Origin of the sequence: Amycolatopsis sp. CA-128772 (assembly GCF_002904295.1) — a bacterium.
Classification (GTDB): Bacteria; Actinomycetota; Actinomycetes; order Mycobacteriales; family Pseudonocardiaceae; genus Amycolatopsis.
This window is the reverse complement of sequence record NZ_PPHG01000098.1, coordinates 76,863-92,721: the sequence shown is the minus strand read 5'-3', so window position 1 is coordinate 92,721 and position 15,859 is coordinate 76,863. Positions and strand designations below refer to the sequence as shown.

Sequence of the window (15,859 nt, the reverse complement as noted above, 5' to 3'; positions counted from 1 at the left end):
ACCTGGCGCCCAACCAAGCCTCCGGGTCACCTCCGGGTGACGAGCCGCTCGTTCACCCAGACGGCGACCTGGGTCCGGTTCGCGAAGTCCAGCTTGTTCAGGATGTGCTGGAGGTGGGTTTCCGCGGTCCGCTGGGCGATGACCAGGCGGACGGCGATCTCGCGGTTGCTCAGCCCGGTCGCGACCAGCCGGGCGATCTCCGACTCGCGCCGGGTCAGCGGCGGCAGCACCGCGTCGGCGGCCGGCTCCTCGCGCGCCGCCGACGCCGGTGTCGCGAGGAGGTCGTGCGGATTCCGCCGGCGTCCCTCGGCGAACGCCTCCTCGAACCGCGCTTCGCCCAGTGCGCTGCGGGTCGCCGCGAGCAGCTCCCGGTGGGCCAGCGACACGGCGATGTCCGGCTCCGCGCCGCACCGGTCCCACAACGTCGCCGCCGTGCCGAACGACCTCGCCGCGGCCGGCCAGTCTGCGCGCTTGGCCGATGCCCACGCCAGCCCGTCCACCCGGTACGCCGCCGACAGCACGTCCGGTCCCCGCAGGTCGATCCGCAGCGCGTCGCGCAGCGCGCGTTCCCCGGTGCCGACATCACCGCCGAAGAAGATCTCGACCGTGCCCAGCCCGAACAGGGCCATGGACCGGTACCACTCGTCCCCCGCCGCGTCGCACAGCCGCACCATCTCGGCGAGCAGCCGCCGGGCGCCGGCGAGGTCGCCGCGGAACGCCGTGGCCACCGCCGCGATGAACATCGGGTGCAGCTGCCGGCGGACGGCGCCCCGCGCGCCGAAGATCCGCACGGCTTCGACGGCGTTCTCCAGGGCGTGCGGCTCGACCGCGAGCAACGCCACGAAGGCCCGCGCGTGGCGGATGGCGGGAACCGCGTCGTCGTCGCAGCCTGCCTCGGCGAGCTTCAGCCGGTGCCGGGCACCGTCCAGGTCGGCGTGGAGAGCGGCGCACAAGGCCGCCCGGGCCTGCGCCGCCGCCCGGCCCGGCGCCGATTCGCCGGCGACGGCGAGCGCCCGGTCGAGCCACTCGCGGATCTCCCCCGCGGCCCCCCGGGCCAGCCAGTACTCGAGCACGCCGCTCGCCATCCGCAGCGCGACCACGGCCTCGGCGGGGTCGCGCAGGGACCACGCGAGGGCCGCGCGGACGTCCGCGTGCCGTTCGGACAGGCGGGCGAACCAGTCCTCGCGCCGGGGGCCGAACCACCCGGCGTCGGCCTGTTCGAGCAGCCGGGCGTGGTGGTCGCGGTGCCGCCGGGCCACCACATCGGCGGTCCCGGTGGCGGCCAGCCGTTCCTGACCGAACTCCCGCAGGGCCTCCAGCATCCGGTACCGGACGCCGGTCGCGCCGTCGACCCGCAGCAGCACCGACTTGTCGACCAGGCCGTCCACGGCGTCGAGCACCGCGAAACCGGCGAGCCCCGGAACCGCGCAGACGTCCTCGGCGGCGGACAGGTCGAACGCGCCGGCGAACACCGAGCAGCGCTCCCAAGCGGCGCGCTCGACGTCCGTGCACAGCGCATGGCTCCCCGCGATGGTGGCCCGCAAGCTGCGGTGGCGCTCGGGCGACGACCGCGCGCCGGTGGTCAGCAGCGCGAGGCTGTCACCCATCCGGTCGGCGATCTGCCCGGGCGAGAGCACGCGCAGGCGCGCCGCGGCCAGTTCGACGGCCAGCGGCAGGCCCTCCAGCTGCCGGCACAACCGCACCACGGCCGCCACGTCGTCGCCGGTGAGCCGGAAGGACGGCAGCACCTCGGCCGCCCGGTCGGCGAACAGCCGCACCGCGTCGTAGGTGATCGCGTCCTCGACGGTCCGGGTGCTTTCCGGCGGCACGGCCAGCGGCGCGATCGGCACGATCCGCTCGCCCGCCACCCCCAGCGAACACCGGCTGGTCGCGAGGACCACCAGGTCCGGGCACGCTCGCAGCAGGTCGCCGGCCAGTTCGGCGCAGCCGGCGGCGAGGTGTTCGCAGTTGTCCAGCAGCACGAGCGCCCGCCGGTCGCGCAGGTGGGCCACCAGGGTGTCCCGGGCGGTCCGGGCGGCCGTGTCGTGCAGGCCGAGGCAGTCGGCGAGCGTGCGGGTGAGCAGGGTGGGGTCGTGCAGCCCGGCGAGGCCGGCCACGACCACGCCGCCGGGGAACGCCCGGGTCACCGAGCTGGCGACCCGGCCGGCGAGCCGGGTCTTGCCCACGCCGCCGGGGCCGGTCAGCGTGACCAGGCGCGCCTCGCCCAGCAGGCGCCGCACCCGGGCCTCGTCCTCGGCGCGGCCCACGTAGCTCGTCAGGTCCCGTCGCGCGCTCACGCCGTCCTCGTCCATCACCCGCCCTGCCTCCGGCCCCATCCTGATCGGTCGCGGCGCCGGTGTCCATGTGGCCCAGCACCGTGCGCCGATCAGCCGATGCCATACGTACGCGGATACGTGTTTTCCCCGACGCGGCCGGGGGCTCCCCCGGACCAGACTCGGCGCGCCAGCGATGCCCGCCCGCTCCGGAGGTCGACGATGACCGTCCCCCTGCCCGTCGGAGCCGAAGTGGCGATCGCCCGCGCGGTCGTCGCCGGTATCCGGCACGCCGTTCCCGAGCACGCCGCGCTGTTCGACGCGACTGCCACGGAATTCGTGGCCGCGCTGCTGAGCGGTGCCCGGCCGGCCCCGGCCGGGATCGCCGCGGACGCCTTCCGCCGGGCCGGCGCGGCGGCGGGAAGCGACCTCGACCGCCTCTCCCGCGCCTACCAGGCGGGAGGCCGGAGCGCGCTCCCGATCATGGCCGGGCTGGGCCGCCGGGCCCACCCGGGCGTCATCGCCACCGGCGTGGACGCCCTGCTCCGGTGCGTCGACGTGCTCATCCGCCTGTCCACCGAGGCGTTCCGGGCCGCGCGCACGCCGTCCGCCGCCGACCTGCGCCGCGAACTGCTGCGCGAGCTGCTGGCCGGCCGGCCGTGGGCGGACCTGGCCGTGCGCGCGAAGTGGAGCCCACCCGAGCGCGTGGTGGCCGTCGTCGTGGCGGCCGGAGCGCGCATCGCGCCGTTCGGCGCCGGGCTGCTCGCCGACCTCACCGCCGAACCGCCCCGCCTGCTGCTCCCGGCGAACGCCGACCTGTCCCGCCTGCTGGGCCACGGTCCGGCCGCGACCGGGCCGGCCGTCCCGCCGGCCGAGGCGGCCACGTCGCTGCGCTGGGCGCAACGGGCGTGGGAACTGCGAAGCCGTGGCATCCTCCCCGGCGCCGGTCTCCTCCGCTGGCCCGACCACCTGACCACCCACTGGCTGGCCGCCGACGAGCTGCTGACGGGCGCCCTCGCGGCGCGCAGCCTCGAACCGCTGTCCGAGCTGTCGGAGAGCCGCCGCGCGAAGCTGGCCGAAACGCTCGCCGCCGTCCTCGACGCCCGCGGCGGCGCCCCCGAAGTAGCCACCCGGCTCGGCATCCACCCCCAGACGGCCCGCAACCGCCTCCGCCGGCTGCGCGCCCTGTTCGGCCCCGCCTTGGACGACCCCGCGGAACGGCTGAACCTGCGCATCGCGTTGCGCGCCGAGCGAGTGCTGGCCGGAACGGCCGGCTCCACCGCACGGACAGCGTGAGCGGCTCGACGGCGCGGCTCCCAGCGCGATCCGGGCCGCCACCGTGGCGACGGTGGCCAAATTTCGCCCGAGAAACCGGCGCGGCTCAATACGCCAGGGACTTGTTCGTGGCCAGCGCGCACAACGTCAGCTCCGCCGCCTCCTCGTCGTCGGCCCCCGCTGCCCGCAACGCCTTCTCCGGCATCGCCCGCAACGCGTCGCGCTCTTGTCGCCGAAGGTGCCGTGAAGCGAGCTCCGGCCCAGGCCCGTGCCCGCGGTCAGGCGGTCGATCGAGGCCTCGGAACAGCCCCAGCGCCGGAAGACGTACATCGCGCCTCGCAACGCCTCGTCCACGTCGAACTGCTTGCGGCCCGCCATGGTTTTCCAGCTTGCGTTCGCTACGGCTGCCCGGCGGATTCACCGACGTCTGCACCAGCCGGTTCGTGGAGCTGGACGGGCTGCGGCGGCACGCGGTCACCGGCGGGGACGGGCCGCCCTTGCTGCTGGCCGGCGAGTGGCCGCGGACCTGGTACGCCTGGCGAGACCGGCTACGCCCGCGCCGCCGGCCACCCCGGGCGGGTGGGCACGCTCACCGTCGCCGACGCCGTCATCCCCGGCCCCGTCGGTGTTCGGCACGGCCGCGGTCAACCAGCGGCTCTGGCGCTTCGCCTTCAACCGGCTCACCGACCTCGACGAGCGGCTGGTCCGCGGGCGGGAGCGGCTCTTCTTCGGCACGCAGTTCGCCACCAAGGCCGCCACCCCCGCCGCGATTCCCGCCTACGCCGTCGAGGTCTACGTGGACGCGATCGTCGCGGACCCGAAAGGACTTCGAGCGAGCTTCGGGTACTACCGCGCGTTGGACGAGACCATCGCGCAGAACGAAAAGCGCAAGGAGACCCGGCGCGCGGTACTGCGGCACACAGGTCGCCGAAACGATGCGGTTGGCCGCCGACGACGTCACCGAGGCGGTCATCGACGACTGCGGCCATTACGTGGCCGAGGAGCAGCCAGTGCAGTCCACCGAGATGCTGAAGAACTTCCTGGGCAACCGATAGCGAGCCGCCGGGCGGTCACCTCGACCGGGTCGAGGTGACCGCCCGGCTTCGGGCTACCGGTCGGTCGAGAGCTGGAACTCGACGCCGCCGAGGTCCTCGTCACCGCTGGACTGGGAGACCCGGACGACGAAGTCCGTGCCCGCCGCCGCGTCCGTCGCCGTGAACGTCACCGCCGTCTCCAAGCGCTCCTTCGGCTGGATCACCAGGCCCTGCAGGACCGCCTGCCGGCCGCCGGTGATTTCGACCTGAGTCTCCCCCACCGGACGCACGCCGACGCCCTTCTGGCCGCTCGCGCGCCAGCGCTCGGCCAGCACCTTGCCGAGGTCGACGACCACCTTGCCGGCGCCGCCCGCGAACGGCTTGCCGGGCTGGGTGAAGAGCAGGTCGGTCGGGGTGGCCCGGCCGGCGGCCGGGTTGCCGAGGGTGAACGGGTGCGTCACCGGCGTACCGGGCTTCAGCTTCACCGTGTCCACGTTGCGCCACGCGATGTTGTTGTTGTTGCGCGTGTTGACCAGCGTGTTCGAGCCGGTCAGCTCGGGGTAGGTCATCGGGTCGGTCGCCGAGATCCAGCGGGCGAGCAGGCAGAAGTGGCCCGGTCCGGGCACCGCCGTCCACGGGATCGCCACCTGGGTGGCGCCGGCCGGGACGGTCACCGTGGCCGAGGAGCCGATCGAGGTCCAGTCCATCGGCCACAGCGCCGCGCCCCCCTGCGCCGTGTAGGACACCTCGACGTGGCCGGTCGACGCGCCGGACCCGCCCGGGCCCGGGTTGTTCAGCGTCACGACCACGTAGTTCGTCGCGCCGATGACCGGGTTGGTCCCCGTGCACGGCGGCGGCGTCGAGCACACCTTGACGTCCGGGCTCGTCCAGATCGGGTTCAGGCCGTGTGGCGCGACCCCGGTGTCGGCCGGCGCGTCCTTGATGAACACGTCGGTCTTGCGGCAGTTCTTGAGCGCGTCGAGGATCGCCGTGCCCGCACCCGTGCCGTTGGCCGGCGTCGCCGCGTACGTGCCGCCGGTGGTGGTGGCGTAGTCCTGCATGATCGCCGCGATTCCGGGCAGCGTGTTCGTCTGGACGTAGACCGCCGAGACCTTGATGCCCTTGTTCGCCGCCTGCACCGCCCGCAGGTGGGCGTTGGCCTGGTCGGCTGCGGTGAAGGCGTCGTCGAAGCCACCCGGGTGGGCGTCGGTCACCAGGATGACCATCTTCGTCGCGTTGGTGCGCCAGGTCCCGGAGAAGTTGCCGGTCTGCGGGCGCCCGGCGGCGGGCAGGTTGTTGACGGCGGTGTTGACCGCTTCGTCGGACGCTTCGGGCTCACCGCCGCCGCCCGAGGCGGTCAGCGCGTTGATCTGCGGGGTGACCGTGGCCAGGTTGAGCGGCGCGAGGTCGGTCCGGACCGTGACGTCGTCCTTGAACGTGACGAGGCCGAGCTGGTAGTCGTTGCCGGAGTTGGCCTGCACGGCCGCGGCGATGTTGCCCAGCTCGTTCTTGATGTTGGTCAGCGCCGGGCCCATGCTGCCGGTGTCGTCGATGACGAACGCGACGTCGAGCGGCCCGCACGGCGACGTGGGCTGCGGCGCGACGGCCGGGGCCGCTGCCGCGGGGACCACGGGCAGGAACGCGGCCGCGGCGGCGAACGCGAGCGCGGCGGTGAACGGTCTGCGGCGCCGGGGCCGCGATCTGGTGCTCATCCGGTCTTCCCTCTCGGAGTCGGGACGGGAACAGGAACCGAGCGTCACCGCGCCCGGTTGTGAACCGGTTGTCGATGCCCGCGCGGATCAGCTGGTTGGCTGTTTTCGCACCTCCTTCGCGCTGGTTACGCTCGCTGGGCGGTGGTGCCGCGCGGGAAGGAGCGGGGGTGTCCCAACCCGGGGAGCTGCGCGTGCTGGGGCCGGTCGAAGCGGTCGGCCCGGCCGGGCCCGCGGCCCTGCACGGGACGCGGCAGCGGGTCGTGCTCGGGGTGCTGGCGCTGCACGCGGGCACCGTGCTGCCGATCCCGCGCCTGGTCGACGTCCTGTGGGGCGAAGACCCGCCGCGCACCGCGGTCAAGACGCTGCACAGCCACGTCGCGCGGCTGCGCCAGGCCCTGGAGGGCTGCGGGTTTCCGGGCGTCCTGGTCACCCGCGAGCCGGGCTACCTGCTGACCGTCCCGCCGGTGGCGGTCGACGCGCACCGCTTCGAGCAGCAGGTCCGCGCGGGCGCGGCCGACCTTGCGGCCGGCGCCGTCGAGCGGGCGGCCACCACCCTGCGCGCCGCGGTCACCCTCTGGCGCGGGGACGCCTTCGCCGACGCGGAGCCCTCCGGCTGGGGCCGGCGCGAGGTCGACCGGCTGCACGAGCTGCGCCTCGGCGCGGTGGAGGACCTCTGGGACGCCGAACTGCGGCTCGGGCACCACGAACAGGCCGTCCACGAGCTGCCCCGGCTGCTCGCCGCCGCCCCGACCCGGGAACGGCTGACCGGGCTGCACATGCTCGCGCTGTACCGCTGCGGGCGGCACACCGACGCGCTCGACGTCTTCCAGCGGCTGCGGCGGCGGCTCGCCGACGAGCTCGGCGTCGACCCCGGCCCCGAACTGCTGGCCCGGCACACGGCGATCCTGCGGCGGGACCCCACCCTGGACCTCCGCCCGGCCACGACCGGGCCCTCGCAGCTGCCCGCGGGCGTCGGGCACTTCACCGGACGCGAAACCGAGCTCGCGGCGCTCGACGCCGTGCTCGACGAGCCGGAACGGCCGGTGGTGGTGGTCTCGGGCGCGGCGGGCATGGGCAAGACCGCGCTGGCGCTGCACTGGGCGCACCGGGTCGCCGCCCGCTTCCCGGACGGCCGGCTGTTCCTCGACCTGCGCGGCGAGGACCCGGCCGAGCCGCTGCCGGGCGCCCGGGCGCTGACGCACCTGCTGCGCGGCCTCGACGTGCCCGACGAGAACATCCCGGGCGACCAGGCCGGGCGCGCCGCGCTGTACCGGTCGCTGCTGCACGGGCGCCGGTGCCTGGTCGTGGTGGACAACGTCGCCGGGCTCGAGGACGTCCTGCCGCTGATCCCGGGCACCGGGCCCGCCCTGCTGGTCGTCACCAGCCGCCAGCACCTCGCCGCGCTGGGCACCCGCCACGCCGTGCGACCGATCGCCCTGGACGCCTTCGGGCACGCCGACTCCGTCGCGCTGCTGAACCGGGTGCTCGGCGCCGAACGGGTGCGGCGCGAGCGGGGCCCGGCCGCGCGGGTGGCCCGGCTGTGCGGCGGGATGCCGCTGGCGCTGCGCATCGCGGCCGCCCGGCTGGTGAGCGCGCCGAAGCGGCCGATCGCCGAGCTCGCCGCCGAGCTGGCCGGGGCCGGGCGGCTGGACACCCTGGCCGTGGAGGGCGACTCCCGCACGGTCCGGGCGGTGCTCGCCACCGCCTACGGCCCGCTGGCCGCCACGCAGGCCCGGTTCTTCCGCCGGGCCGCCCTCGGCCCGGGGGCGACGTTCAGCGCCGCGCTCGGGGCCGCGCTCTGCGAGGTGCCGGGCGCCGACGGCGACCGCGCCGCGGCCGGGCTGGCCGCCGCGCACCTAGTCACGGCCGCCGGCGTGGGCCGGTTCCGGTTCCACGACCTGATCCGCGAGTTCGCCCGGCAGTGCGCGCGGGCCGACGAGCCCCCGGCCGCCCGCGCGGAGGTCGCCGACCGGCTCGTCGACTGGTACCTGGTGGCCGCGGCGGCGGCGAACCGGGCCATCGACCCGAACCGCGACCTCGTCACGCCGGCACCGCGGTTCGCCGCGCCCGAGGTGCCGGTCGGTGCCGACCGGCACGCGGCGCTGAGCTTCCTCACCGCCGAGCGCGACAACCTGCTGCCCGTCGTGCGGTTCGCCCGCGAGCACGGCCGCGCCGAGGCCGCGTGGCAGCTGACGTACCTGCTGACCAGCTTCTACGACACGGCCGGGCACTGGCACACCCGCGTCGAGCTGTGCCGCGAGGGCGCCGCCGCCGCGACCGGGCTGGGCGACCCGCTGGCCGAGGCGGAGATGCTGCGCGCGCTGGGCGTCGCGTACTTCATGACCCGGCGGCTGCCCGAGGCGCTGGAGACCAACGCGGCCGCGTTGCGGACGGCTCAGGCCGCCGAGGACGTCCAGGGCGAAGGGCACATCCACAACAACACCGCCAACGCCTACGCCGAACTGCGCCGCTTCGACGAAGCCATTGCTGCGCACCGGCTCGCGGTGGCCCGCAACGCCGCGGCCGGCAACGACCTCGGGCACGCGCTGTCCCAGCGCAACCTCGGCCACACCTACGTCCGGATGGGCCGCGCCCAGGAGAGCCTGGAACCGCTGACGGCGGCGCTGACGACGTTCCGCGCCCTGGGCAACGCCCGGCTGGAAGCCGCCACGCTCGACACGCTCGGCGAGGCGTACCTGCAACGCGGGGACCACCGGGCGGCGCTGGCGCACCTCGGCGAGGCGCTCGCGGTCAGCCGGGTGCTCGGCGACCGCTGGCTGGAGTGGGAGTCACTGCTCGACACCGGCCGGGTCCACCTGAGCCGGAGCGACTTCGCCACCGCGTCGGAGCACTTCGGGCAGGCCCTCGGCCTCAGCCGCGACGTCGGTGACCGGCACGGCGAGGCGGCCGCGCTGGAGCACCTCGGGCGGGCCCGGCTCGGGGCGAGCGACCTGGCCGCCGCGCGTGAGCACCTGGAACGCGGGCTGGCCGTGCGGGCCACCGTGCCCGACGGCTACGAGCAGGCGCACCTGCACCGCGACCTCGGCGACCTCGAGGCGCGGCTCGGCCGCCCCGCCGACGCGGCCCGGCACTGGGCCACGGCCGCCGCGTTGTACGCCCAGGCCAACGCGACGGCCGAAGCCCGCGAGGTGGCTAACCGCCGGGCTTGATCGTCACCTCCGTCCGCGCGTTCCCCAGCTTGCCGGCCGACGGCGCGAACAGCTCCAGCACGAACCGGGACTCGCCCTGTTCGCCCTCCAGCAGTTCGACCGCGGCGCTCCCGGCGGAGGCGCCGGGCGGGATGGTCACCGTCGCGTCCTTGACCGGCACGTACGCCGGTTCGCCGGTGCCGAGGGGCAGGGTCCGGTAGTGCACGGTGACCGGCGCCTTGGCCGGGTCGTCGAGCCGCACCCCGACCGTGCAGACGCGCCAGCAGATCTTGCCGCCGTCGGTGGAGACCACGACCGGGGGCCCGGCGGCGCCGTCGTCGTCGAGGATCCCGCCCGCGGCCAGGTCGTCGGCCAGGACCAGCCCGACCGGATCGGACAGGCGCAGCAGGAACGGCTCGTTCGGCTCCCCGGCGGCGTCCTTGACGACCTGCACGGCAACGGTGCGCGGGCTGGCGTCGCCGGTCCAGCTCAGCTGACCGGCGACGGGGACGTAGTCGGCCGGGCTCGTCGCGCCGGGTGCGCCGTCCACGGTCTGGTAGGCGACGGAGCCGGTCGGCGCGCACCCCGCGGCCGCCGTGACGGACACGGTGAACGCGAAGGTGGTGTAGGCCGGACCGGGCTCCCCGGCGGCCGGGGTGCCCTCGTAGAGCGTCCGATCGGCGACCGCCACGGAGGCGGGCCCACAGCCGGCGGCCACCGCACCCGCGGGCACCGCCGTCCCCAGGCCGAGCAGGAGCACGACCACTGCGAGCACCGCTGTTCTCATCGGAGTCCCCTTGCGTCCGGGCCCGCGGAGGAGCGAGCCACCCCGGCATGCGTACCGCACCCCGGTTGCAGCCGGGTTGTGACCGGGCGCGCCCTGTCGAGTTACCGTCGTGCCGTTCGTCATCCTCTTCGACGCCGCCACACCGCCCGAGCTGGAGGACACGTGCAGTACATGCTGCTGATCTACAACTGCGACCGCCCCGAACCCGGCAATCCGCGGTTCCCCGACGCGCTGGCCAGGGTGAACGCCTTCGCCGACGAGTGCCGCCGGCGCGGGGCGTTCGTCGCCGCGCACCCGCTGCAGGGCGAGCACACCGCGACCACCGTCACCGTGCGGGAGGGCCGGACGCTGATCACCGACGGGCCCTTCCTCGAGACCCACGAGCACCTCGGCGGCGCCTACGTCCTCGACTGCCGCGACCTCGACGAAGCCCTGGAACTGGCCGCGCTGTGCCCGATGGCCGCGGCCGGCTCCATCGAGGTCCGGCCGCTCGCCACCGTCCCGGGGCATCGGACCGCGACCGGCGCATGAGTTCCGTCCTGCAGGCGGCCTACCGCGAACACCGGTCCCGGATGCTCGCCGCGCTGGTCCGCGTCCTGGGTGACTTCGAACTCGCCGAGGACGCGCTGCAGGACGCCTGTGCGCTGGCCCTGCGCAAGTGGGACGGCGGCGCCGTGCCGGACGACCCGGTGGCCTGGCTGCTGACCGCGGCCCGCAACAGCGCGATCGACCGGCTCCGCCGGGCTCGTCGCGGGCGGGAGAAGCTCGCCGAGCTCGACCCACCTCCGGAGGCGACGACCGTGGACCTCGGTGCGGACAGCCTGCTCGCCGTGGGCGACGAGCGGCTCAGCCTCGTCTTCACCTGCTGCCATCCGGCGTTGGCCGAGGAGGCGCGCGTCGCGCTGACCCTGCAGGCCGTCGCCGGGCTGACCGCCGGGCAGATCGCCCGCACCTTCCTGGTGGGCGAGGCGACGCTGGCCCAGCGGCTGGTCCGGGCCAAGCGCAAGATCCGCGACGCCGGGATCAGCTTCACCGTCCCCGCCGACCACCTCCTGCCCGAACGGCTCTCCGGCGTCCTCGCGGTGCTCTACCTGATCTTCACGCACGGCTACACCGCGGGCCCGGACCAGCCGGAGTTCCGCGAACTCCAGCAGGAGGCCATCCGCCTGGCCAAGCTGGTCGCGACCCTCATGCCCGACGAACCGGAGGCCCTCGGCCTGGCCGCGCTGCTGCTCCTGCAGGACTCCCGCGCGGCCGCTCGCTACACGCCCGGCGGCGACGTCGTCCTGCTCGAAGACCAGGACCGCTCGCGGTGGGATCACGCCGAGATCGCCGAAGCGGTCAAGTTGCTGGACCGGGCCCTGCGTCTCGGCGCGCCCGGGCCGTACCAGCTGCAGGCGGCCATCGCGGTGCTGCACACCCGGACCCCGGCCGACTGGGCCGGGATCGCCGGCCTCTATGACCAGCTACTCGTCATCAGCCCTTCGCCGGTGGTCGCGCTGAACCACGCGGTGGCCGTCGCGATGACCGATACCCCGGCCGACGGGCTCGCGCTGCTCGACCGGATCGACGGCCTCGACCGCTACCACCTGCTGCACGCCGCCCGCGCCGATCTCCTGCGCCGGCTCGGCCGGACGACCGAAGCCGCGGCCGCGTACCGGCGTGCCCACGACCTCGCCACCAAACCCGCCGACCGCCGCTACCTCGCCGGCCGGCTGCACGCCCTGGAGTCCCCATGAGACTGTCCATTCTCGACGACGGGCACCGCCGGCGCGCCAAGGTGTTCTTCGCGCTCACGTCGAAGAAATCGGGGGTGGCCACGCCCGACATCGTGAAGCTGCTGCTGTACCGGCCGGGGCTCTTCGCGCGGCCGCTGCTGGCCCTGACCGCGGAGGCGATGCGCGGGCCGTCGTACTGGACCGCCGCCGAGCGCGAGTACCTCGCCATGGCCACCGCGAAGCTGCACGAGTGCCCGTTCTGCGCGGTCACCCACGCCGAGCTCGTCCGGATCGCGGGCCCCGGCGAGCTCGACCCGGACGACCCCGGCACCGCACGTCCCGAGCTGACCGCCGTCGCCGCGTTCCTGGGGTCCGTCGGCCGGCACCCCGGCGCCGCCGTGGTGAGCGGGCTGCCCCGGCAAGCCGTTCTCGAGGCGATGCGGGTGAACCTGGTGTGGAACATCGTCAACCGGCTCGCCAACGCGTTCGGCTTCGTCCTGCGCGACGGCCAGCTCGAGACCGGCACCCGGTCCCTGCACCGGTTCGGCTACCGCTTCCCCGCCTTCCTGATCGCCGACGGCCGCTACACCGACCTCGGCGACCCCGCGCAGAACCTGCGGCACGCCGTCCTGCGAACGCCGGGCGAGACGGATCCCGCGACCCGCGCCGCCGCCTTCTCCGGCGCCGGGCTGCCGGAACCCCTGCAGTCCTACGCGGCGAACGTCCGCGACGCGTCCCACCGGATCACCGACGCCGACGTCGCCGAGCTCAAGGCGAGCTACCGCGAAGACGTCCTCTTCGAGGTGACCGCCGCCGCGGCCGTCGGGGCGGCGCTGCGCAGCTACGACGCGGGCCGGCAGGCGATCGGAACCTGATCCGGCGGGCGATGTCGAGATCGGCCCCGGCCGTTCGTCCTCGTCTGCGTAACCGTTCAGGAAGGAAAGGACCGGCCATGCCCGGACAGGTCGACTGGATCGAAATCCCCACCCCCGACACCGCCAAGGCCCGCACCTTCTACGGCGGCCTCTTCGGCTGGGGCACCAGCGAATTCGGCGGCGACTACCACGTGCTCGACAACGGCCCGGCCGGCGCGATCACCGCCGCCGGCGACGGCTTCACCCACCCCCGGGTCTACTTCACCACCGAGGACATCGACGCCTCGGTCAAGCGGCTGCACGAACTCGGCGGCCGCGGCGAGGACGTCCGGACGGTGCCGGGCGTCGGCCGGATCGCCCACTGCCAGGACGACCAGGGCACGCCGTTCAGCCTCTACGAACCCGCCCCGCAGAGCTGAGGCCGGCGGCGCCCCGTCGATGGCGGGGTGCCGCCGTCGGTCAGGTCCCGCCGGGGCGGCCAGTTCGCGGGCGTGCTGCCGGGTCTCGTCGTTCATCGGGAAGAAGCACTCGATGCGCAGCTCCTGCAGGGTCACGTCCTGCGGTGTGCCCAGCGTGGTCACCGTGGAGAAGTAGGCGAACCGGCGGCCGTCGCGTTCGTACCTGATCGGGACGATCGGGAGGGTGGGGGCCGTCGCGTCCAGGGTGCGCAGGTGTGGTGGCACGCCCGGGTAGTCCAGCACCTCGTCGAGGATGCGCTGGGCCCGCTCGTCGAGGACGCCACCGATCGCCTCCCGCCGGGCGCGCCGCACCAGGGCCTCGGTGACCTCCGGCCAGTTCGTCACGTGCGGCCGCGCGCCGTCCGGGTGGAACATCCTGCGCAGCACGTTCGGCCGTCCCGGCGGGTTCGCCGGCCGGCCGTCCTGGAGGAAGGCGAAGAACCGGCGGGCGGCGGTGTTGGTGTGCCGGATGTCCCAGCTGCGGTCCATCACCAGCGCCGGGAACGGTTCCTGCTGGGCGAGGATCGTCTCCAGGGCGTCCCGCACCGCGGCCAGGACCGGTGCGTCCAATGCGGACTCCGCGTACTCCGGCGCGAAACCGGCGCTGAGCAGCAACGTGTTGCGCTCGCGCAACGGGACGTCGAGGACCTCCGCGAGCTTCAGCACCATGGCGCGGCTCGGGTTCGCCCGGCCCGTCTCGACGAAGCTCAGGTGGCGGACCGACACGGCGGCCTCGGCGGCCAGCGCCAGCTGGCTCAGCCGCCGCGAACCACGCCAGTGTTTGAGCAGGGGACCTACCTCAGGCACCCGCCGAGTATCCCGTCTTCCACGCGTGCGGCGCCACCGCGTCCTCCAGCGGCGGCCACGCGAGGTTCGCCGTGTAGTTCGTCATCGCCGAGATCGCCACGCCGGTGATGACCTCGAAGACCTGCCCGTCGGTGAAGCCCGCCGCCTTGAACGCCGCCACGTCCGCGTCCTCGACGTGCCCCCGCTTCTCGATCAGCGACCGGGTGAACGCCGACAACGCCGCCATCCGCCGGTCCGCGGGAACTTCGCCGCGGCGGATCGCCTCGACCACGGCCGGCTCGACGCCGTCCTGCAGCGACTCCAGCGTGTGGAAGGCCACCGCCCACTCGCTGCGGTTGGCGACCGCGTTGGACAGCAGCAGGACCTGGCGCTCGTCCGGGCCGAACGTGCCCCCGCCCCGGAAATGGCCGAAGGCCGAGAAGAACGTGGTGATCAACGCCGGCGAGTTCGCCATCAGGCCGGCCGCGGCGGGCACGAACCCGAAAGCGCTTTCGAGCACCTGCAGCGGCTCCTTCGCGGTTTCGCCGGCGGTGTCGGGTGTGTGGATCCGGTAACTGGTCATGTCCGGCGAGTTTGCCGGAGGGGGCGCGGCGAACCAATTCCCTCGGAGGTAAACACCGCCGGGCTCCCGGGGCTCAGCGCAGTTCCCGGAAGAAGTCCGTGATGTCCCGGGCGAGCAGTTCCGGTTCCTCGTGGGCGGCGAAGTGGCCGCCGCGCGGCAGCTTCGTGTACCTCGTGACGTGGTAGGTGCGCTCCGCCCAGCTGCGCGGCGGCTGGGTCAGGTCGGCCGGGAACAACGCGACGGCGGTCGGCACGTCGACCCGCTCGACCCTGCGGGTCAGGTTCTCGCTGTACTCGTAGTACGGCCGGAACGAGGTCGAAATCGTGTTGGTGAACCAGTAGAGCGACGCCTGCGTCAGCAGGAAGTCGTCGCTGAACCGCGACGACAGGTCGCCGCCGCAGTCGCTCCACGCGCGGTACTTCTCGACCATCCAGGCGAGCAACCCGGCCGGCGAGTCGGCGAGGCCGTAGGCCAAGGTGACCGGCCGGGTGTTCTGCTGGTGCTGGTACGCGCCCTCCCGCGCCGACCAGGTCGCCACCGAGCCGAGGTAGGCCCGCTCCTGCGCGGTGAGGCTCGCGTCGTCGTAGGCGGCCGGACCGGCGACGGCCATCAGGTGGATACCCACCAGGGCGTCCGGATGGGCTTCGGCCAGCCGGGAGGTGATGCCCGCACCCAGGTCCCCGCCGTGCGCCGCGTACCGGGTGAAGCCCAGTTCCTCCCGCATGAGCAGGTGCCACAGTTCGTGGGTCTGCACCGGGTCCGGCAGGGATGGGCGTTGCGGGGAGAAGGCGAAGCCCGGCAGCGACGGGACGATGACGGTGAACGAGTCCGCGGCGGCCCCACCGTGTTCCGACGGTGTGGCCAGCCGCCGGGCGAAGCCGGCCAGTTCCAGGAACGAGCTGGGCCACCCGTTGGTCAGGACGATCGGCAAGGCGTCCGGGGTCTCGCCGTCGAACCGCAGGTAGTGCACCGGGGTTCCGGCGATGTCCGCGAAGTGGTGCGGCAGGGCGTTGATGGCGGCCTCGTGCGCACGCCAGTCGTAACCGGACGCCCAATGGCCGGCCAGCCGCCGCAGTTCGCCGGGATCGGTGCCCGCCGCCCAGCCGGCCACCGGCCACGGCGCCGGCCACCGCGTGGCGGCCAGCCGCCTTCGCAGGTCGCCGAGTTCGGCATCGGTGACGGCGAGCACGGGCCGGTCGGGAAGCATGG

12 protein-coding genes and 1 pseudogene are annotated in these 15,859 nt (G+C 74.5%); 7 read left to right on the top strand and 6 right to left on the bottom strand.

Annotated elements, in window-relative coordinates; genetic code table 11:
- Positions 1–26 precede the first annotated feature (26 nt).
- A complete protein-coding gene (locus tag C2L59_RS45615) occupies positions 27–2,297 on the bottom strand; it encodes a LuxR C-terminal-related transcriptional regulator (RefSeq protein ID WP_233224076.1) in 2,271 nt (756 codons plus the stop codon).
- A 198-nt stretch (positions 2,298–2,495) separates the two neighbouring features.
- Here C2L59_RS45615 and C2L59_RS45610 point away from each other — a divergent pair, with 198 nt between their 5' ends.
- Together C2L59_RS45610 and C2L59_RS49675 are read left to right on the top strand one after the other, a co-directional pair.
- Positions 2,496–3,569, top strand: a complete 1,074-nt coding sequence (locus C2L59_RS45610; protein WP_103355889.1) for a helix-turn-helix domain-containing protein — start codon at positions 2,496–2,498, stop codon at positions 3,567–3,569.
- Positions 3,570–4,173: 604 nt separating this feature from the next.
- A complete protein-coding gene (locus C2L59_RS49675; RefSeq protein ID WP_233224075.1) occupies positions 4,174–4,641 on the top strand; it encodes a hypothetical protein in 468 nt (155 codons plus the stop codon).
- Between the two features lie 15 nt (positions 4,642–4,656).
- Here the strand turns inward: C2L59_RS49675 and C2L59_RS45595 are convergent, their stop codons facing one another.
- Positions 4,657–6,294 carry a vWA domain-containing protein gene (locus C2L59_RS45595; protein ID WP_233224074.1) on the bottom strand — a complete coding sequence of 546 codons (1,638 nt, stop codon included), beginning with the start codon at positions 6,292–6,294 and terminating at the stop codon, positions 4,657–4,659.
- A gap of 191 nt (positions 6,295–6,485) precedes the next feature.
- Here C2L59_RS45595 and C2L59_RS45585 point away from each other — a divergent pair, with 191 nt between their 5' ends.
- Positions 6,486–9,464, top strand: coding sequence for a BTAD domain-containing putative transcriptional regulator (locus C2L59_RS45585; RefSeq protein WP_103355886.1), 2,979 nt, complete (start codon positions 6,486–6,488; stop codon positions 9,462–9,464).
- Here the strand turns inward: C2L59_RS45585 and C2L59_RS45580 are convergent.
- Positions 9,448–10,230 (bottom strand): Calx-beta domain-containing protein, encoded by a 783-nt coding sequence (locus C2L59_RS45580; protein ID WP_233224072.1) that lies wholly within the window; start codon positions 10,228–10,230, stop codon positions 9,448–9,450. The two genes, C2L59_RS45585 and C2L59_RS45580, sit on opposite strands and share 17 nt — an antisense overlap.
- 162 nt (positions 10,231–10,392) lie before the next feature.
- On the opposite strand from C2L59_RS45580, the gene C2L59_RS45575 reads away from it, so the two are divergent.
- From C2L59_RS45575 to C2L59_RS50550, 4 genes are read left to right on the top strand one after another with little or no spacing between them, the layout of a single operon-like run.
- Positions 10,393–10,761 carry a YciI family protein gene (locus tag C2L59_RS45575; RefSeq protein ID WP_103355811.1) on the top strand — a complete coding sequence of 123 codons (369 nt, stop codon included), beginning with the start codon at positions 10,393–10,395 and terminating at the stop codon, positions 10,759–10,761.
- Positions 10,758–11,969 (top strand): RNA polymerase sigma factor, encoded by a 1,212-nt coding sequence (locus tag C2L59_RS45570; protein WP_103355810.1) that lies wholly within the window; start codon positions 10,758–10,760, stop codon positions 11,967–11,969. Before C2L59_RS45575 ends, C2L59_RS45570 begins: the two co-directional genes overlap by 4 nt.
- On the top strand, positions 11,966–12,823 hold the full coding sequence (locus C2L59_RS45565) for a hypothetical protein (protein ID WP_103355809.1): 858 nt from the start codon (positions 11,966–11,968) through the stop codon (positions 12,821–12,823). The genes C2L59_RS45570 and C2L59_RS45565 overlap by 4 nt, the downstream gene beginning before the upstream one ends.
- Before the next feature lie 11 nt (positions 12,824–12,834).
- Positions 12,835–13,242 (top strand): VOC family protein, encoded by a 408-nt coding sequence (locus C2L59_RS50550; RefSeq protein WP_370444846.1) that lies wholly within the window; start codon positions 12,835–12,837, stop codon positions 13,240–13,242.
- A gap of 72 nt (positions 13,243–13,314) precedes the next feature.
- On the opposite strand, the pseudogene C2L59_RS50545 reads toward C2L59_RS50550, so the two are convergent.
- From C2L59_RS50545 to C2L59_RS45545, 3 genes and pseudogenes are all read right to left on the bottom strand, one after another.
- Positions 13,315–14,088, bottom strand: a pseudogene (locus C2L59_RS50545) (helix-turn-helix domain-containing protein); the annotation flags it as partial.
- The gene (locus tag C2L59_RS45550) at positions 14,081–14,650 is read right to left on the bottom strand and encodes a carboxymuconolactone decarboxylase family protein (RefSeq protein ID WP_103355808.1); all 570 of its coding nucleotides are present in this window, start codon (positions 14,648–14,650) and stop codon (positions 14,081–14,083) included. The gene C2L59_RS45550 and the pseudogene C2L59_RS50545, both read right to left, overlap by 8 nt.
- Before the next feature lie 73 nt (positions 14,651–14,723).
- Positions 14,724–15,857, bottom strand: a complete 1,134-nt coding sequence (locus tag C2L59_RS45545; protein ID WP_199199778.1) for an epoxide hydrolase family protein — start codon at positions 15,855–15,857, stop codon at positions 14,724–14,726.
- Positions 15,858–15,859: the final 2 nt, after the last annotated feature.